General features: G+C 70.8%; 20 protein-coding genes and 1 tRNA gene. 8 read left to right on the top strand and 13 right to left on the bottom strand.

What is annotated here, in order from left to right; translation table 11 throughout:
* Positions 1-2: 2 nt before the first annotated feature.
* From ACFE76_RS07095 to nth, 4 genes are read right to left on the bottom strand one after another with little or no spacing between them, the layout of a single operon-like run.
* Positions 3-758 carry a metal-dependent phosphohydrolase gene (locus ACFE76_RS07095; RefSeq protein WP_375431043.1) on the bottom strand — a complete coding sequence of 252 codons (756 nt, stop codon included), beginning with the start codon at positions 756-758 and terminating at the stop codon, positions 3-5.
* Positions 748-1,455, bottom strand: a complete 708-nt coding sequence (locus ACFE76_RS07090; RefSeq protein WP_375431042.1) for an NUDIX hydrolase — start codon at positions 1,453-1,455, stop codon at positions 748-750. Before ACFE76_RS07090 ends, ACFE76_RS07095 begins: the two co-directional genes overlap by 11 nt.
* Positions 1,452-2,102, bottom strand: coding sequence for a TlpA family protein disulfide reductase (locus tag ACFE76_RS07085; protein ID WP_375431041.1), 651 nt, complete (start codon positions 2,100-2,102; stop codon positions 1,452-1,454). Before ACFE76_RS07085 ends, ACFE76_RS07090 begins: the two co-directional genes overlap by 4 nt.
* Positions 2,099-2,857 (bottom strand): endonuclease III, encoded by a 759-nt coding sequence (gene nth / locus ACFE76_RS07080; RefSeq protein ID WP_375431040.1) that lies wholly within the window; start codon positions 2,855-2,857, stop codon positions 2,099-2,101. Before nth ends, ACFE76_RS07085 begins: the two co-directional genes overlap by 4 nt.
* A 150-nt stretch (positions 2,858-3,007) precedes the next feature.
* Between nth and ACFE76_RS07075 the strand changes: the two genes are divergently transcribed.
* The gene (locus ACFE76_RS07075; RefSeq protein ID WP_375431039.1) at positions 3,008-3,685 is read left to right on the top strand and encodes a Crp/Fnr family transcriptional regulator; all 678 of its coding nucleotides are present in this window, start codon (positions 3,008-3,010) and stop codon (positions 3,683-3,685) included.
* 91 nt (positions 3,686-3,776) lie between these two features.
* The gene (locus ACFE76_RS07070; protein ID WP_375431038.1) at positions 3,777-4,739 is read left to right on the top strand and encodes a type IV toxin-antitoxin system AbiEi family antitoxin domain-containing protein; all 963 of its coding nucleotides are present in this window, start codon (positions 3,777-3,779) and stop codon (positions 4,737-4,739) included.
* Between the two features lie 53 nt (positions 4,740-4,792).
* On the opposite strand, the gene ACFE76_RS07065 is transcribed toward ACFE76_RS07070, so the two are convergent.
* From ACFE76_RS07065 to ACFE76_RS07040, 6 genes are all read right to left on the bottom strand, one after another.
* Positions 4,793-6,148, bottom strand: a complete 1,356-nt coding sequence (locus tag ACFE76_RS07065; protein WP_375431037.1) for a S1C family serine protease — start codon at positions 6,146-6,148, stop codon at positions 4,793-4,795.
* Positions 6,149-6,249: 101 nt separating this feature from the next.
* The gene (locus tag ACFE76_RS07060) at positions 6,250-7,116 is read right to left on the bottom strand and encodes a rhodanese-like domain-containing protein (protein ID WP_375431036.1); all 867 of its coding nucleotides are present in this window, start codon (positions 7,114-7,116) and stop codon (positions 6,250-6,252) included.
* Positions 7,117-7,194: 78 nt separating this feature from the next.
* Positions 7,195-7,992, bottom strand: coding sequence for an MBL fold metallo-hydrolase (locus ACFE76_RS07055; protein ID WP_375431035.1), 798 nt, complete (start codon positions 7,990-7,992; stop codon positions 7,195-7,197).
* Positions 7,989-8,696 carry an NUDIX domain-containing protein gene (locus tag ACFE76_RS07050; RefSeq protein ID WP_375431034.1) on the bottom strand — a complete coding sequence of 236 codons (708 nt, stop codon included), beginning with the start codon at positions 8,694-8,696 and terminating at the stop codon, positions 7,989-7,991. Before ACFE76_RS07050 ends, ACFE76_RS07055 begins: the two co-directional genes overlap by 4 nt.
* A 7-nt stretch (positions 8,697-8,703) precedes the next feature.
* The gene (locus tag ACFE76_RS07045; RefSeq protein ID WP_375431033.1) at positions 8,704-9,189 is read right to left on the bottom strand and encodes a RidA family protein; all 486 of its coding nucleotides are present in this window, start codon (positions 9,187-9,189) and stop codon (positions 8,704-8,706) included.
* The gene (locus ACFE76_RS07040; RefSeq protein ID WP_375431032.1) at positions 9,186-9,353 is read right to left on the bottom strand and encodes a DUF4177 domain-containing protein; all 168 of its coding nucleotides are present in this window, start codon (positions 9,351-9,353) and stop codon (positions 9,186-9,188) included. Before ACFE76_RS07040 ends, ACFE76_RS07045 begins: the two co-directional genes overlap by 4 nt.
* A gap of 144 nt (positions 9,354-9,497) precedes the next feature.
* Between ACFE76_RS07040 and npdG the strand changes: the two genes are divergently transcribed.
* From npdG to ACFE76_RS07025, 3 genes are read left to right on the top strand one after another with little or no spacing between them, the layout of a single operon-like run.
* Positions 9,498-10,163, top strand: a complete 666-nt coding sequence (gene npdG / locus ACFE76_RS07035; protein ID WP_375431031.1) for an NADPH-dependent F420 reductase — start codon at positions 9,498-9,500, stop codon at positions 10,161-10,163.
* Positions 10,160-11,158: an ArsA-related P-loop ATPase gene (locus ACFE76_RS07030; RefSeq protein ID WP_375431030.1), complete on the top strand. Its 999-nt coding sequence runs from the start codon at positions 10,160-10,162 to the stop codon at positions 11,156-11,158. Before npdG ends, ACFE76_RS07030 begins: the two co-directional genes overlap by 4 nt.
* On the top strand, positions 11,158-12,339 hold the full coding sequence (locus tag ACFE76_RS07025) for an ArsA family ATPase (protein ID WP_375431029.1): 1,182 nt from the start codon (positions 11,158-11,160) through the stop codon (positions 12,337-12,339). The genes ACFE76_RS07030 and ACFE76_RS07025 overlap by 1 nt, the downstream gene beginning before the upstream one ends.
* 38 nt (positions 12,340-12,377) lie before the next feature.
* Here the strand turns inward: ACFE76_RS07025 and ACFE76_RS07020 are convergent, their stop codons facing one another.
* On the bottom strand, positions 12,378-12,644 hold the full coding sequence (locus tag ACFE76_RS07020) for a WhiB family transcriptional regulator (protein WP_375431028.1): 267 nt from the start codon (positions 12,642-12,644) through the stop codon (positions 12,378-12,380).
* Between the two features lie 278 nt (positions 12,645-12,922).
* On the opposite strand from ACFE76_RS07020, the gene ACFE76_RS07015 reads away from it, so the two are divergent.
* The gene (locus ACFE76_RS07015; RefSeq protein ID WP_375431027.1) at positions 12,923-15,385 is read left to right on the top strand and encodes a transglycosylase domain-containing protein; all 2,463 of its coding nucleotides are present in this window, start codon (positions 12,923-12,925) and stop codon (positions 15,383-15,385) included.
* A 46-nt stretch (positions 15,386-15,431) separates the two neighbouring features.
* On the opposite strand, the gene ACFE76_RS07010 is transcribed toward ACFE76_RS07015, so the two are convergent.
* Positions 15,432-15,971: a hypothetical protein gene (locus tag ACFE76_RS07010; protein ID WP_375431026.1), complete on the bottom strand. Its 540-nt coding sequence runs from the start codon at positions 15,969-15,971 to the stop codon at positions 15,432-15,434.
* Positions 15,972-16,110: 139 nt separating this feature from the next.
* Complete coding sequence (locus ACFE76_RS07005; RefSeq protein WP_375431025.1) at positions 16,111-16,584, bottom strand: GatB/YqeY domain-containing protein; 474 nt, start codon at positions 16,582-16,584, stop codon at positions 16,111-16,113.
* Between the two features lie 42 nt (positions 16,585-16,626).
* Between ACFE76_RS07005 and ACFE76_RS07000 the strand changes: the two genes are divergently transcribed.
* On the top strand, positions 16,627-17,577 hold the full coding sequence (locus ACFE76_RS07000) for a metallophosphoesterase (RefSeq protein ID WP_375431024.1): 951 nt from the start codon (positions 16,627-16,629) through the stop codon (positions 17,575-17,577).
* A 22-nt stretch (positions 17,578-17,599) separates the two neighbouring features.
* Positions 17,600-17,676, top strand: a tRNA-Pro gene (locus ACFE76_RS06995).
* Positions 17,677-17,753: the final 77 nt, after the last annotated feature.

The raw sequence follows: 17,753 nt of genomic DNA, 5'->3' as shown, positions 1-17,753 counted from the left end.
GATCATTTCACAACGTCGTCCTCGGGCTGCTCGAGACCGAGCCGGTCTCGCAGGCTCCAGAGCTCGCGCTCGAGGTTCGCCCTAGCCGCCGGCTTGAGGCCCTGGGCCCGACCGCTGCGGAAGATCTCGGAGTCGGCCAGCGGCTCCAGCACGGCCAGCCGGCCGCTCAGGAACTCCTCCTCCGGCACCGCCGCGTACTCCAGACGGACCGCGGCGACGTAGCCGTCGTAGCGTTCGGCCGGGGCAGCCAGGATGGCCAGATCAGCGTCACAGAGCAGCTCGCCCTCGGGGTCGCGGGCCCCGGGCGCGTGGGTGGCGGTGAGCCGGACCAGCCGCGACACCTGGGTCAGGTCCTCCTGCTCGAAGCCGGCCCGGCCCAGCTCGCGGACGCTCAACCGGGCGGAGGCCTCCTCGTTGGTCAGCTCGCGCTCGGGGATGTCGTAGACCGCGTCGTGGAACCACGCGGCGAGCCGGACGACGTACACATCTGGTGCAGCGGGAGCGGAGCGACCTCCAGCCCCAGCGGCGAGCGGTGTGAGGCCCTCGTCGCCGGCGAGGGCGTCGACGCTGCGCAGCACCTGCAGCAGGTGGGCGCGGTCGTGATAGTGCCGGTGCGGTTCGGCGTAGCGGCTGACCAGCGAACGGCCCAGCTCGGGCAGCGCCGGCATCAACACGTCCCAGCGGCCGACGAGCTCGGCGTCGAGCTCGTCGGAGGTCAGCGCGAGGGTCGCGTACGGGTCGGGGGTGTCAGTGGGCATCGGGTCCTCCAGGGTCAGGCCCGGCAGCGTCGGGGTGAGCGGTCAGGTAGCGGGCGGGGATCGGCACCCGGCGGAAGGCGTCCCACGGACGCTGCCACCGTGCGAGGTCGAGAACGCCGTCGAGCAGGTGTGCGGTCAGGCCCCAGATCAGGTGGCCGTGCACCTCGAACGCGGGGCCGGTGTAGCCCGACGGGTGCGCGACGCTGGCCCGGCGGGTCGGGTCGGTGAGGTCGACCACGGCGACGACGGGGACCGAGGCGACCTCGCGGGCGTCGACGGCCCGGGCGAGTCCGGGCTCGCGCCACCAGCCGATCACGGCGGTGACGTCGAAGCCGCTGACGGCGACGTGGGCGGCGGGGAGCAGCCCGAGGATCTCGACGCCGGACCGCTCGACACCGACCTCCTCCTCGGCCTCCCGCAGGGCGGTGTCGACGAGGTCGACGTCTCCTGCGTCGGCCGCTCCGCCGGGGAAGGCGATCTGGCCGGCGTGGGTACGCAGCGTGGCCGCCCGCTCCACGAACAGGATCTCCGGGCCCCGCTCTCCCTCGCCGATCAGGACGAGCACCGCGGCCGCCCGACCGCCCACGCCCGGCCGGACGGCCACCACCTGGCGGACCCGGTCCGGCGAGGCGAGCGCCGCGACGAGCGGGTCGAGCCACACCGGACGGGCCGCGGCCACGGTGTCGTCGGCCGTCACGGCGTCACCCCGAGATAGCGCTGGCTGAGCTCGCGGACCTGGTCGACCGAGGTGAACGGGGACATGTTGCGGTAGGCGATCGTGCCGTCCGCGCGGACGAAGAAGGTGACCGGGAGGGCCGTCACCTGCAGCTCGCGGCGCAGCACCAGGTCGCGGTCCTGCAGCTGTGGGAAAGTCCAGCCGGCCGTCTGGGCGAAGGCGATCGCCCCGGCCGGGTCGGGGTCGGCGTGGTCGACGCCCAGCACCCGGACGGCGCTCGTGGTTCCGGCGACCGCAGCCAGGAACGGCGCCTCGGTGCGACAGGACGGGCACCAGGAAGCCCAGACGTTGATGATCAGCGGCTGCCCCCGCAGCCCGGACAGCCGGACGGACCGGCCTCCGCCGAGGCAGGGCAGCACGGCGTCCGGCAGCCCGTTCGCCACCGCGGGTGCGGCGTTGCCCGAGGTCGGGCAGTCCGCGATCCCGGCCGCCTTCTTGGCTGGGGCCAGCCCTGCGGAGTCCGGCGCCCGGGTCGTCGCCGTCGGCACCATCGACTGCTGCGGGCCGTTCGTGGACCGGGTCACAGCGGGGTTCTCGGTGCAGGCAGCCAGTACGAGCAGGACCGCGACCGCGACGACCGCGAGGACCGGCCGTCGGCTGAAGGTCATCCGCGCGGCTCCCGGATCAGCTTCGCCGCCTTGGTGGGGTCGGTCTCCCCCTCGCCGTACGCGGGGCACCAGCGGGCGACCGGGCAGGCGCCGCAGGCAGGGTTGCGGGCGTGGCAGCAGCGTCGGCCGTGCCAGATCACGTGGTGGCACATCTGGGTCCACTCCCGCGGCGGGAAGAGCGACCCGATCTCGGGCTCGACCTTCTCGGGGTCGACCTGCGTCGTCCAGCCGAACCGGCGCGACAGCCGGCCGACGTGGGTGTCGACGGTGATCCCCGGGACGCCGAAGGCGTTGCCGAGCACCACGTTCGCGGTCTTGCGGCCGACGCCCGGCAGAGTGACCAGCTCGGCGAGCGTGCGCGGCACCTCGCCGCCGTACTGTTCGGTCAGCGCAGACACGAGCCAGAGCAGGGCGTCGGTCTTGGCCCGGAAGAAGCCGGTCGGGGTGATCAACAGCTCGAGCTCGGCCCGGTCGGCCGCGGCGTACGCGGCGGCGTCGGGATAGCGGGCGAACAGCACCGGGGTGATCGAGTTGACCCGCTTGTCGGTGCTCTGGGCCGACAGGATGGTGGCGACCAGCAGCTCCAGCGGCGTGCTGAAGTCGAGCTCGATCACCGCATCGGGGTAGGTCTGCGCGAGCGTCCGGTTGATCGTCCGGGCCCGCCGCACCAGGGCGGTCCGCGACCGGTCATAGCCGGTCGGAACCGTCGGCTCCGGCTCCGGGCCCGAGTCACCCCGGGTCCGGCTGGTCGTCATGGCCACACCTTACGTGGTCGCGACCGGCGCGACCGCTGCTCGACCAGGCCTGCGGCGCGCGATCCCACCGCTGCCGGATCTGCCACATCGGAGGGTCGGACGGTAGCCTTGGGCCCGCCGGTTAGGTGATTCGTGACCAGGAGGTCGTACGTGGATCCGGAAGTCTTGAAGAAAGCACCGCTCTTCGCCGGCCTCGAGGACGAGGCGGCGAGCGCGCTTTCGGACGCCATGGGGACGATCCGGCTCAGCAAGGGCGACGTGTTGTTCCACGAGGGCGACGCGGAGGACCGGCTGTACGTGGTCATCACCGGCAAGATCAAGCTGGGCCGCAGCGGCTCGGCCGGCCGCGAGAACCTGCTGGCGGTCCTCGGCCCGGGCCAGATGTTCGGCGAGCTCTCCCTCTTTGACCCCGGTCCCCGCTCGACGACCGCCACCGCCGTGACCGCGTGTGAGATCCGCACCCTCGAGCACGACGAGCTGATGGGCTGGCTGACCGGCCGGCCCGAGGTGGCCCAAGGGCTCCTCGGCCAGCTCGCCGCCCGGCTGCGGCGGGCCAACGACGTCGTGGCCGACCTCGTCTTCTCCGACGTGCCCGGCCGGGTGGCCAAGCAGCTGCTCGAGCTGGCGCAGCGCTTCGGCGACAAGCGCGACGACGGCGTGCACGTGCACCACGACCTGACCCAGGAAGAGCTTGCCCAGCTGGTCGGGGCCTCGCGCGAGACCGTCAACAAGGCTCTCGCCGACTTTGCCGCCCGCGGCTGGATCCGCCTCGAACCGCGCTCCGTCACCATCTTGGACGTCGAGCGCGTGGAGCGCCGCGCCCGCTGAGGCTGTCCACAGGGCTCGCACCGTCCGAGAGTTATGCACAGATCGGGCTGAGCCTGTCGATCCTGGCTCGAAAAGCCCGACAGTGGCGGGCATGCTTACGCGACAAGATCCCACTCGTGCGCTCCTGCAGCTAGCCGAGCAGCAGGCCGGGGTGCTTACGTCCGAGCAGGTCGCTGGCCACGAGGTCTCCCGCCGGTCGGTGGAACGGCTGATCGCCCAGGGGCAGTGGCGGCGGCTCGATCGGTCGGTCTACCTGACTCACCCCGGCGAGCCCACCTGGCCGAGCTGGGCCTGGGCGGGCGTGCTCCTCGGCGGGGACCACGGCCGGCTGGGCGGACGGTCAGCGGGCTTCGTCCACGGCCTCGTGGACCAGGAGCCCCGTCCCATCACCGTGCTGGTGTCACCTCCCCACCAGATCACACGGACCCGCCCGCAGTGGGAGTTCCGACGCGAGGCGCCGGGATTCCGCGATCGGCGCTCGCCCGGTTCGCCACCGCGCACCACTGTCGAGGACACCGTCCTCGACCTCTGTGACGAAGGCACCATGACCGATGCCGTGACGTGGGTGACCACGGCTGTCCAGGCAAGACAGACGACACCGCAGCAGCTACGTCGAGCCCTGCGTCGCCGGCCACGTGCCCGGCACCGCCGGCTTCTCGAGGATCTCCTCAACGATGTCGCCGCCGGCGCCGAGTCGGCTCTGGAGCTGCGGTACCTCCGTCAGGTGGAACGTCCGCACGGACTACCCGTCGGTGATCGCCAGAACATCACCGGTCTGCCCTACCGACGCGACGTCGTCTACCGGCCGTGGGGCCTGGTCGTCGAGCTGGACGGCCGCCTCGGCCACACCGGCATGGGTCGGTTCCGCGACATGGCCCGCGACAACCGCACCCTGCTTGCCGGCGAGGTAACGCTCCGCTATGGCCTGGCCGACGTGGCCGACCTCTCCTGCGAGGTCGCTCGACAGGTCGGAACCATGCTCACCCGCCTCGGCCGCTCGGACCTGCCGCGGTCGTGCCGCTTCTGTTCCCGCGTGCCTGAGCACAGAGTGTGAGTGAAGGTCCCGATGTCGGGACACTCACTCACACTCTGTCGGCCCGCGACCGGCTACTGCTGGCCGAGGGTGACCTTGGCGGTCTGCGGGGAGCCCCCGTTGCGGGTGTAGGTGAGGTTGACCTCGGTGCCGGGTGCGTAGAAGCGGGTGGCCGCGATCAGGCCGTCGGAGGTCGTGGTGGCGAAGTCGTCGATCTTGGTGACCACGTCGCCCTGCTGCAGGCCGGCCTTGGCGGCCGCGCCGCTGCTGGTCACCGACTCGAGCGGTACGCCGGTGGCGGTGGACAGGTCCGAGTCCGTGCCGCCGACGGTGACCCCGAGCGCCGCGTTGACCGAGGTGCCGTTCGCGATCAGCTCACCCGCCACCCGGACCGCCACGTCGGAGGGGATGGCGAAGCCGATCCCGATGTTGCCCGACTGGGTGGTGCTGCCCGAGGACGAGCCCGTGCTGGCGATCGAGGAGTTGATGCCGAGGACCGACCCGTTCAGGTCGACCAGCGGACCGCCGGAGTTACCGGGGTTGATGGCGGCGTCGGTCTGCACCGCGAGGTAGACCGCGTCGTCGTTGTCACCCGACCGCACCGGACGGGCCGTGTTCGACACGATGCCGCTGGTCACCGACTCCGACAGGCCGAGCGGCGCGCCAGCAGCGACGACCGCCTGCCCGACGGTCACTCCCTCGGACTTGGCGAACACGGCCGGGGTCAGGTTCTTGACGTCGTCGACCTTGATCACCGCCAGGTCGTTGGTCTCCGAGGTGCCGACCACCTTCGCCTTGGCGGTGGTGCCGTCGTGGAACGTGACGGTGATGCTGCTCGCCGTGGAGGACTGCCCGGACTCGGTCTGGCCGGGCTCGGTCGAGCCGGGCTCGGTCGACGCGGACGAGGCGGCGACCACGTGGTCGTTGGTCAGGATGTGGCCCTCACGGTCGAGCACCACGCCGCTGCCGATGTCACCGGACTGGCCGCTCTGCACCGTGATGGTCACGACCGAGGGCTGGATCTTGGCCGCCGCCGCCGAGACGGTGCCGTTCAGCGTCGGCACCTGGCTCGCGGCAGCGGTCGTCACCGAGATGGTCGAGGCGCTGGTGGTGGGGGCGTCGGTGAGGTAAGCGTACGAACCGACGCCCGCCCCCGCGCCGATGACGGCCGACAGCGAGGCGGCGGCGAACAGGACGCCGACGCGGCGCCGGGGCTTGGTGGCCACTCCGCTGACCAGCGGCTGCGGCGCCAGCGGCGGGACGCCGGCCGGGGCCGGGAAGTCCGCCGGGGTGTAACCCGCGGCCGGTTGGGGCGCGGCGGGCTGGGCCGCGGCGTAGTCGCTGGGCAGGTACTGCGGTCCTGAGTAGCCGCCGGAGGAGTAGCTCCCCAAGGGTGGGGTGGGCAGCCCGGGCTGGTCGTCTGACGTCATGCTTCGACCATCGTCGGCGATCCTGTGCATTACCTGTGCACAGGTCCAGCGTCGGCTACGAGTCCGTCCGCACGCCGCCGCGAGCCCGCCCTAGGAGACTCCTAGTTGCGGTGGGCCGCACAGAGTGCGAAGTCGGCGCAGCCGTTGCAGAGCAGCGCGTGCGCGCTGCACAGCGGCGCGACGCACTCCCGGTAGGAGTAGGTGCTCGCGCCGCAGCTCTCGCACCGACCGATCACCGTGGGGTTCTCGCTGAAAACGATCTGAACCTGTTCACCGAGGACGTAGAGCGTGCCTTCCCACAGTCCCCGGTCGGCGAAGGCAGTGCCGTAGGAGATGATCCCGCCGTCCAACACGTACACCTCGGAAAACCCCCGGTGCCGCATCATCGAGGTGAGAATCTCCGAGCGGACCCCGCCCGTGCAGTAGGTCACCACCGGCCGGTCCCTCAGCGCGTCGAACTTGCCGCTGCGCAGGTCGCGCAGCACGTCGCGGGCCTGGTTCGCGTCCGGTACCAGGGCACCCCGGAACCGACCGACCTCTGCCTCGCGGTGGTCGCGGCCGTCGAAGAAGACGACCTCTCGGCCGCGGGCCGCCACCAGCTCGTGCACCTCGCGAGGCGTCAGGTGCACGCCGCAGCCGCCGGACTCGGTCACTTCACGCTCGGCCCGCGCCCCGAAACCCGAGACGTCCTCCTGCACCCTGACGCTCAGCTCGCCCGGCTCGGGCCCGCGACCCTCGCCCCAGCAGAAGCGGAGGTCGGTCAGCGCCGGGTGCCGCTGGGTGGCGAGCGCGTACGCACCGAGGTGGGGCAGGCTGCCTCCGACCACGCCGTGCAGCCCCTGGGGAGAGACGGCGACCCGGCCGCTGACGCCGAGTCGGGCGCCCAGCTCGACCTGCCAGAGGCGAAGGGCTTCAGGGTCAGGAAAAGGTCGCAACATGTAGTAGAAAAGGTACTTCGTTGTCGCCATCCCTGACACCTCTCACCCTAAACCTGGCCGCGCCACGCTTTCGCTTTCTGGCCCCGAAAACCCTCCGTATAGATAATGTCAGGAATCGGCAGAAAAGGAAGAAAGATAGACCAATTGAGCTTGAATTGATTGTTCAACCGCTGGCCGTACCGCCGGGTCCAGACCGGCGTAGACCCGGTCGGCCAGCTGGGCGACGTCGGCGCCGACACCTTCGGCCGCCAGCGCCTCCAGAGCCGTCCGCACCTGCTCGAGCCGCTCGTGGCGGTGCCGCTGATAGGACGTGAGCCACACCGCGGGCTCGTCGACTAGGGGTCCGTGACCGGGCAGCAGGGCGACCACCGCCTCCTCGGCGACCAGCCGCTGGAGCCGGTCCAGCGAGGTGAGGTAGGCGCCCAGGTTGCCGTCGGGATGGGTGATCACCGACGTTCCTCGGCCCAGCACGGTGTCGCCGGTCAGCAGCCAGGCGCCGGCTGGACCACGCAGCAGCAGGCAGCACGAGTCGCTGGTGTGGCCGGGGGTGGCGTACGGGGTGAGGGTCACGCCCCCGACCTCGATCGGACGGCCGTCCTCGAGGTCGTCAGCACCGATCCGCAGCTGCGGGTCGAGGGCCCGGACGCCGCAGCCCGCCCGCCGCGCCAGGTCGGCCGCGCTCTCGGAGTGGTCGAGGTGCCGGTGCGTGAGCACGATCCCGGCGAGCCGGCCACCCGCCGCGGCGAGGACGGCCGCCAGGTGCGTCTCGATCGCCGGCCCGGGATCGACCACCAGCGGCGGGCCCAGCGTCGGGTCGCCCACCAGCCAGGTGTTGGTGCCGTCCAAGGTCATCGGGCCCGGGTTGGGCGCTCGGACGAGCTGGACGTACGCGGGCAGGCCGGTCATGTCCGGTCCTTGGCCCGGCGCCCCGCCTCGGCGTCCAGGCGTGCGGCCAGAGGTGACGGGTAGCGGAAGCGCCAGCCGGCCGGTCCGCGCACCAGCTGCGGCAGCACCGGGCGCACCACCCGGTCGCGCGCGGCGCCCAGCAGCTCCGCCACGGTTGCGGCCGCGGCGAGCTCGAGCAGGACGGAGCGGGTGGGCGGCATCAAGCCGAGCTCGTCCCGGTCGGCGGCCGCCAGCGCCGACGCCGGGCTCCGCCACTCCGCCCGGTCGGTCTCACCCGAGACGTCGGCGGCCACCGCCCCACGAGGCAGCGCGGCAAGGTAGAAGGCGGTGTCGAAACGACGCGGTTCGACCTCGGGAGTCACCCAGTGCGCCCAGGGCAGCAAGGCTTCGGGGGCGAGCCGGACCCCGGTCTCCTCCTCGGTCTCGCGGACGGCGCAGGCCCGCAGCGGATCCGCCGCCGACGTGTCCGCCGGGTCCATCCCGCCGCCCGGGAAGACGACCATCGACGCCGCGAAGGACATCCGCGCGTGCCGGTGCAGGAGATAGGTCTGCACACCGGCCGCCGCGTCCCGCAGCAGGACGACGCTGGACGAGCGGCGCGGCGACGCCGGCACCGCACCGGAAGGCCATCCGGCGGCCTGCTCCGCGAGGGCCGGCGGAACGGCGGTCGGGAGCCGGCCCAGCACGTCCCAGGAGTGCGACACCGCAGGATCAGAGCGGTCGGACGGTGGGCGTGGCGGCCACCTCGACGACGAGCTCGACCTCCACCGGCGAGTCGAGCGGCAGCACGGCGACCCCCACGGCACTGCGCGCGTGCTGGCCGACGGCGCCGAAGACGTCGCGGAGCAGCTGGCTGGCCCCGTTCGCGACGTGCGCGTGCCCGGTGAAGCCGGGGTCGCTCGCCACGAAGACCGTCACCTTGACCACCCGGACGATGGCGTCGAGACCGCCGACCTCCGCGGCGATGGCGGCCAGCCCGTTCAGCACGGCGACGCCGGCGCAGGCGGCGGCCTCGTCGGGGCTGACCTCAGCCCCCACCTTGCCGGTCACGGCCAGGTGGCCCTCGACGCTGGGCAGCTGGCCGGCGGTGAAGACGAGCTGGCCCACCCGGACGGCCGGCACGTACGCCGCCAGAGGCGTCGCCACCGCCGGCAGGGTCAGGCCGAGCTCGCCGAGGCGGGCCGACGGTGAGCTCATGCCCCGGGTGAAGCGAGGGGTCGCTTGAGGTAGGCCACGAGGTTCTCGGGGTTGAGCCCGGGGACGACCTGGACCAGCTCCCAGCCGTCCTGCCCCCAGTTGTCGAGGATCTGCTTGGTCGCGTGCACCAGCAGCGGAACGGTCACGTACTCCCACTTGGTCATGGCCTCACTGTAATGAGGACGGCACTCTCACCAGGACAGCACCGTCACCAGGACAGCACCGTCATGAGGACGCACGACCGGCCCTACGCCCACCGCCACTACAATTTGCCCCATGCGCTCCCGGATCCCGTTTGGTCTGCCCCGGTGAAGGTCGGCATCCTCGGCGGGACCGGACCGCAGGGCCGTGGCCTCACCCGACGCTTCGCTGCCGCTGGCCATGAGGTGGTGATCGGCAGCCGCTCGACGACCCGCGCCGCGGAGGTCGCCGCCGGCTATGCCGAGGTCGGCCACGTCGTGGGCGGGACGAACGCCGAGGCCGCCGACGCGGACCTGGTCGTGGTGACCGTGCCGTACGAGGGCCACGCCGAGCTGCTCACCGGGTTGCGCGAGGAGCTGGCCGGCAAGATCGTGGTCGACTGCGTCAACCCGCTCGGCTTCGACGGCCAGGGCCCGTACGCGCTGCCGGTCGAGGCGGGGTCGGCGGCCCAGGAGGCGCAGCAGCTGCTGCCGGACTCGACGGTCGTCGCCGCCTTCCACCACGTCAGTGCCGTGCACCTCGACGACCCGGCCGTCACGCGGATCGAGGGTGACGTACTGGTGCTCGGCGAGGACCGCGAGGCCGTGGCCACGGTCTGCGAGCTGGCCACGGCGATCCCCGGTGCGCGCGGCGTGTACGCCGGCCGGTTGCGCCTCGCCGGTCAGGTGGAGGCGTTCACCGCGAACCTGATCGCCATCAACCGGCGCTACAAGGCCCACGCCGGGCTGACGATCACCGACCTGCCGCCGGCCGCCGCACCCACCGCCTCGTGAGCCGGACCCCCAGCCCGGACGGCCGACCCACGCCGCCCGCGCCGCGGCACGGGCTGCACATCGTCAGCGGAAAGGGCGGTACGGGCAAGACGACCATCGCGGCCGCCCTGGCTTGCGCGCTCGCGGTGGACGGTCGGCGCGTGCTGCTCTGCGAGGTCGAGGGCCGCGGCGGTCTCGCCGAGCTGTTCGGCGTCCCGGCGCTGGTCGGGGACGAGGAGCGCCGGCTCACCCGTACGCCGTCCGGCGGTCACGTGCACGGACTGTCGATCGACGCCGAGGACGCGCTGCTGGAGTACCTCGAGACCTTCTACCACCTGGGGCTGGCCGGCCGGGCCCTCGACAAGTTCGGCGCCATCGACTTCGCGACCTCCATCGCGCCCGGGCTGCGTGACGTGCTGCTGACCGGCAAGGTGTACGAGGCGGTCCGGCGCGGCCCCACCCGGCGTCCCGGCGCGTACGACGCCGTCGTCCTCGACGCCCCGCCGACCGGTCGGATCTCGCAGTTCCTGAACGTGCACGAGGCGGTCTCGGGGCTGGCCCGGATGGGCCCCATCCGCAACCAGGCCGACTCGATCATGACCGTGCTGCGGTCGGCGACCACCGTGGTGCACCTGGTGACCCTGCTCGAGGACATGCCGGTGACCGAGACCGAGGAAGCGGTGACCGCACTGCGACCGACCAGGATCGCCGTCGGGTCGGTGATCGAGAACATGGTGACCCCGACCCCGCTCGACCCCGACGAGCTCCAGCAGGCCGCCGCCGGCACGTTGACCGTCGCGGTACCCGGCTGGTCGGAAGCGCAGAACCGCGCGCTGGCCGCGGAGTTCGCTGTGGACGCGGCCCGGACCCAGCAGCAGCAGGAGCGGCACACCCGGCTGACCGGACTGTCGCTGCCGCTGGCCGCCGTCCCGTTCGACCCGGCAGGGATCGACGAGGCGGCGCTGTTCTCGATCGCCGACCAGCTGCGCGGCCAGCTCGAGCTCGAGGCCGCCTGATGGCCGCGCGCCGACCCAAGCGGCCCGCCCCGGTGGTCGACCCGGTCGCTTTCCTCGACCTGGACGCGGTGATCGCCGACCGGGGATGCGAGATCGTGATCTGTTGCGGCTCCGGCGGTGTGGGCAAGACGACCACCTCCGCAGCACTGGCCCTGCGCGCCGCCGAGGCGGGCCGCAAGGTGGTCGTGCTGACCATCGACCCGGCGCGGCGGCTCGCCCAGTCCCTCGGCCTCGGCGAGCTGGACAACACCCCGCGGCCGGTGCTCGGCGTCGACACCGCGGCGGGCGGCAGCCTCGACGCGATGATGCTCGACATGAAGCGCACGTTCGACGACGTGGTGATGGCCCACTCCACCCCTGAACGTGCTCAGGAGATCCTCTCCAACCCCTTCTACGAGGCGCTCTCCTCCTCGTTCTCGGGGACGCAGGAGTACATGGCCATGGAAAAGCTCGGCCAGCTGCACGAGCAGGCGGTCCGCGAGGGGCAGCCGAGCGCCGAGCGGCGCTGGGACCTGATCGTGGTCGACACCCCGCCGGCCCGGTCGGCGCTGGACTTCCTGGACGCACCTGAGCACTTGAGCACGCTGCTCGACGGCCGCTTCCTCCGGCTGCTGCTGGCGCCGGCCCGCGGTCCGCTGCGGCTGATGAGCGTGGGCTTCACGCTGGTCTCCTCCGCCATGAACAAGGTGCTGGGCACCCAGATCATCCGTGACCTGCAGACCTTCGTCGCCGCGTTCGAGGCTCTGTTCGGCGGGTTCCGGGCCCGCGCCGACGTCACGTACCGGCTGCTCTCGTCGCGGCACACGACGTTCGTGGTCGTGGCCACACCGCAGCGCGACGCCTTGCGCGAGGCGGCCTACTTCGTGGACCGGCTGGTCGAGGAGCAGATGCCGCTGTCCGGGCTGGTGGTCAACCGGGTCCACACCAGTGCGTTGTCGGTGTCGGCCGACCGGGCCCGGTCGCTGGCCGAGGACCTGCCCGAGGACGCCCGGATCGAGGTCGAGGCACTGCGCCGGCACGCCGACCTGATGCGGGTCGTCGAGGCCGAGGAGCAGCTGCTCAGCCGGTTCTCGGGGTCACGACCGCGAGTGGCGCGCACCCTGGTGGAGATCCTGCCGACCGACGTCACCGACCTGGCCAGCCTGCGCCAGGTCGGTGCGCTGCTGGCCAAGCAGGACTGAGCTAGCCAACGCTGGGTCACCGCCCGGGACGCCTGGGGTCAGGACTTGCCGACCAGCAACGTGCTCCAGGAGGTGACGTCGGAACGCTGCCGCAGCAGCAGCCGGCGCTCGCGTTCGGTCATGCCACCCCAGATCCCCCACTCGATCCGGTTGTCCAGCGCCTCGGCCAGACACTCGTAACGCACCGGGCAGCCAGCGCAGATCTGGCGGGCGCGCTTCTGGTCGGCGGCCTCGGGAAAGAGGCCATCTTCGAGGCCGCGACACTTTGCGCGCGTGGTCCAGTCCTGGTCGTGCAGTGTGGTCATGGTTCTACTTCCCCTTAGGCGACGTCGCACCAGGCTTCCCCGGCCTCGTGCGGTGCGACTCTCGTATGCTATGGACAGGGGTCAATCCCTGGCTAGGGGGAGGACTTGAACCTTTTCCCATTCGTGATCTTCGGCTCCGCCCGTGACCCACCTCTAGCGCCGTCGCCAGGTGACGGCCGCGACACCCCCAGACGGCGCTTGGACACCCTGCCGACACGGTCCGCGTGGACGCAGCGGAGATTTCGGCGCGGCAGGAAACCTCCCGTACCCTGGCACGCATGCCATTCAGCCCGAAGCGCGCGGGGAGCGTCGTGTACTCGCTGGTGATGTTCGTCATCGTCAGCGTGCTCGCCGGGGTCCTGGTTGCTGGTCTTTTCGTCCCCATCGCCGGCATGGCCGGAGTCGGCAGCAAGGCAGCCGCGACCGAGCTGGAGAGCCTGCCGGCCGAGCTGGCCACCCCGGCCCCACCCACCCGGTCGCGGGTGCTGATGGGCAACGGCAAGACGCTGGGCTACTTCTTCGACGAGAACCGCGTCCCGATCAAGCTGAGCCAGGTGGCGCCGGTGATGCGGCAGGCTCAGCTCGCCATCGAGGACCACCGCTACTACGAGCACGGCGCCATCGACCTCAAGGGCACCCTGCGCGCGCTGATCCGCAACCAGACGAGCGACACCGGCACCCAGGGCGGCTCCTCGATCACCCAGCAGTACGTCAAGATGGTCCAGATCGAGGCCTGCAAGAGCGACAAGAAGTGCGTGGCCGCCGCACAGGTCCGGACGATGAAGCGCAAGATCCGTGAGCTCCGGTACGCGGTCGCTCTCGAGCGCAAGTTCACCAAGGACCAGATCCTCGAGCGCTACCTCAACATCGCCTACTACGGCGACGGCGCGTACGGCATCCAGTCGGCCGCGAAGCACTACTTCGACGTGCCGGCCAGTGAGCTCACGCTGCCGCAGGCCGCGATGCTCGCCGGCCTGGTGCAGAACCCGGACTCCTACAACCCCGTGCAGCACCCCGCGGCGGCCTCCGACCGTCGCGACGTGGTGCTCAACCGGATGGTCGAGCTGAAGATCATCACCCTCGCTCAGTCCAAGAAGGCCAAGAAGGTCGAGTTCGACACCAAGGACGTCAAGGTCGTCCAGGCGGGCTGCAACGACACCCGCTACCCGTTCCTCTGCGACTACGTGAAGCGCACGCTCCTCGACAGCCCGGCCTTGGGCAAGACCGCGACCCAGCGCCGCGACGCGCTCTACCGGGGCGGCCTGACCATCAAGACCGCGATCGACCCGAAGACCCAAGACCTGGCACAGGAGAAGGTCTCCTCGGTCGTCGCGCCGACCGACCCGCTGATCTCGACGATGAACATGATCCAGCCGGGCACCGGACTGATCGTGGCGTCGGCGCAGAGCCGGCCGGTGATGGGCAGCAACGAGAAGAAGGGCCAGACCTACTGGAACCTGTCGGCTGACGTCGAGCACGGCGGTATCCAGGGCTACCAGGCCGGGTCCACCTTCAAGGCCTTCACGATCGCGGCGGCCCTGGAAAAGGGCATCCCGATCAGCAAGAAGTTCAACGCGAAGTCGCCGATGGACTTCTCGGGCAAGCGGTACGAGTCCTGCAGCGGCAACGTCCCGGTCTACGGCAAGTTCAAGGTCGCCAACTCCGTCCTCGGCTACAACCGGACCATCAACATGACCACGGCGGCCGAGGGTTCGGTGAACACCTACTTCGTCCAGCTCGAGCTGGCCGCCGGCATGTGCAACGTGACCAAGATGGCGCAGAAGCTCGGCGTCAAGGTAGGCCAGCAGATCGGTGACCCGCCCGTGGACATCGTCAAGGAGTACAACGACAAGCCTTCGTTCACCCTCGGTACGGCCGAGGTCAGCCCGATGTCGATGGCCGAGGCCTACGCGACTTTCGCGGCGCGGGGTGTGCACTGTGACCCGATCATCGTCTCCAAGATCACCAACGCCGCCGGCAAGTCGATCCCGGTGCCCAGCGCCAACTGCAAGCAGGTACTCGACCCGGACGTCGCCGATGGAGTCAGCAAAGTCCTCAAGTCCGTGATGGACAACGGCACCGGCAAGCGAGCGAAGGTGCTGAACGGGTACGACCAGGCCGGCAAGACCGGCACCATCGACAGCAACCGTGCGGTCTGGTTCGCCGGCTACACCCCCGAAGCTGCCGGCGTGGCCATGATCAGCGTCGACGGCACCCGTAAGCCGTTCGATCGGGACAAGTCGGGCTACATCAGCACGGGCGTGAAGCACTACTACGTCCCCTCGACCGACAGAGAGCTGGAGGGTTCGGGCAGCGGTGACGCGGGGGCGAAGATCTGGGAACCGGTGATGGAGAAGTACCTCAAGACCCTGCCGGACACCAAGTTCGAGCAGCCCTCCCGCAACCTCGTGGTGGGCAAGAAGGTCCGGCTGCCCTACCTCAGCTACGACATCGACGCTGCCACCAAGAAGCTGGAAAAGCTGGGCTTCACCGTCGAGCGCCGCTACGTCTACAGCTCGCGCGACAAGTACGCCTTCCTGGGCTGGTCGCCGGGCTCCTACGCCACGGTGCCGCAGTACAGCACCGTCTACGCGAACTTCTCGAAGGGCAAGGACCCAGCCATCGAGAAGGCGAAGAAGGCGGCGGCCAAGGAAAAGGCCGCCAAGGAGAAGGCCGCCAAGGAGAAGGCCGCTGCCGCCAAGAAGGCGGCCGAGGACAAGAAGAAGAAAGCCGGCGGCTAGCAGGGGCTGGAGCGCGGGTTGCCGCCGATCGTTCGTGCCCTTCAGCTCAGAGAGCCGGCGGAGCGTTGAGGATCGGAACGACGAAGCGGTCCCACACCGCTACTTGAACGACGCTCAGGCCAACGAAGGCGAGTGCTGGGATGAGCGCTCGCCACCACCACGGACGAGACCTGCCCAGTGTCGCCATCACGAGCATCAGTACGCAGGTCGCCATGAGCGGCAGAGCAAGCAGAGCTTCCTGGTAGCCGCGCGGCCAGCACGAGCGGTACACGCAGTGCGAGTCGAGGCCGGTGAACTCCCATCCGGTACCCAGGAAGGTGCAGCCGCCCAGGCAGATGAGCGTCCACGCCGCTGCCCCGAGCTGCAGGACGTCAAGACGACCTTCGACCCACGCTCGGGATCCCGTCGCCAAGACAGCGCCGACGGCCGTACAGATGACCATGAGCCCCCACGGTCCAGCGGGGGCGGTGGTATCACTCACCACATCGACCTGGGTAGTGAGCACCGTCGCCAGGCCGGCCTTGGTGAGGCCGACCCAGCCGGCGGCGACCAGTAGGATCAGGTACCCCAACACTTCACCGAGCACCGTGAGTGATCGGAGACTGCGCGAGCGTCCCGCTGGAGCGTGTTTGTCCGGACCCGTCAGGCTCGGTGGATTGCTCATGCGGATAGTTGACCAGGGTTTGATCCAGAACGGGTCAAGCCCTCCATGCTCCTGATGGAGGTCAGCCGGCGAGCTGGCGCCGCACCTCGGCGGCGACGGAACCGCCGTCGGCCTTGCCCTTGGTCTGTGGTGTGACCACGCCCATCACCGTGCCCATGGCTTTGAGCCCGAGGGCCGCGGCCCCGGTCTGCTCGATCGCGGCCTGGACGATCGCGGTCACCTCCGCAGCACTCAGCGCCTGCGGCAGGTAGTCGGCGAGCACGGCCGCCTCGGCGCGCTCCTTGTCGGCGAGCTCGGACCGACCGGCGGCGAGGAAGGCCTCCTCGGCCTCCCGGCGCTTCTTGGCCTCCCGGATGACTACGTCGAGCACCTGCGGCTCCGAGAGGGACACCGCCTCGGTACCGGCGACCTCGGCCGCGCTGATGGCCGACAGCACCATCCGGATGGTGCCGGAGCGGACCTTGTCGCGGCCACGGATGGCGGCGGTCAGGTCGGTACGGAGACGGTCCTTGAGCGGGGTCGAAGCGTTGGACATGCCTCCAGTCTGGCAGGACGGAACGCTTGTAGCCTTCGGGTTATGTCTGCCGCGAGTGCCACCACCACGCTGAGCCGGGCGGCGCTGGGCGCCGTCGGAGTGGGCGCCGCGTGCCTGGCGTACGCCGGCCTGGTCGAGGTACGGGCCTTTACCCTGCGGCGCGTGCAGGTGCCGGTCCTGCCGCCCGGATCGGAACCGGTCCGCGTCCTTCACGTCTCCGACCTGCACCTGACCCCCTCCTCGCGCGAGCGGCAGGCGTGGGTGGCCGGCCTCGCCGCGCTCGAACCGGACCTGGTCATCGACACCGGCGACAACCTTGCCCACCCCGACGCCGTCCCCTACGTGCTGCAAAGCCTGGGGCGGCTGCTGGAGGTTCCCGGGGTCTACGTCTGGGGCTCCAACGACTACGTCGCGCCGACGTTCAAGAACCCGCTCAGCTATCTCCGCCGGCCCAGCGAGCCGCACCGGCTGAACCAGGCCGAGCTGCCCTGGCCGGACCTCGACGCCGGCTTCCGGCGAGCCGGCTGGACCAATCTCACCCACGTCCGGACCACGCTGGAGATCCGAGGGGTCCGCATCGGCTTCCGCGGTACCGACGACGGCCACCTCGGGCGCGCCCGCTACGAGGAGGTCGCTGGGCCGGTCGACCGGGACGCCGTCGACGTCAGCCTGGCGGTCACGCACGCCCCCTACCTGCGCCTGCTCGACGCGATGGCGACCGACGGCCTCGACCTGATCGTCGCCGGCCACACCCACGGCGGCCAGGTCTGCATCCCCGGCTACGGCGCGCTGGTGACCAACTGCGACCTCGACACGCGCCGGGTCAAGGGCCTCTCCCAGCACACCGCCGGGGGGCACACGTCCTGGCTGCACGTCTCGGCCGGACTGGGCACCTCGCCGTACGCGCCGCTCCGCTTTGCCTGCCGGCCCGAGGCCACGCTGCTGACCCTGACCGCCCGTCCAGATGCGGGGGCGACGCCCGCGATGGGCTAGACTCTCCGAGGCTCTTGGGCCACGGGGTGTGGCGCAGCTTGGTAGCGCGCGTCGTTCGGGACGACGAGGTCGCAGGTTCGAATCCTGTCACCCCGACCATAAGCGTCTTACTCGAACCACCGTCCAAAAAAACAGCGGACAGGACGGTTCGGTCGTCTAGGGAGAGCCTGTCTGTG

Source organism: uncultured Friedmanniella sp. (assembly GCF_964244005.1).
Classification (GTDB): domain Bacteria; phylum Actinomycetota; class Actinomycetes; order Propionibacteriales; family Propionibacteriaceae; genus Microlunatus.
Note: the sequence above shows the minus strand (reverse complement) of the source record. Positions and strands in the feature narration are given on the sequence as shown.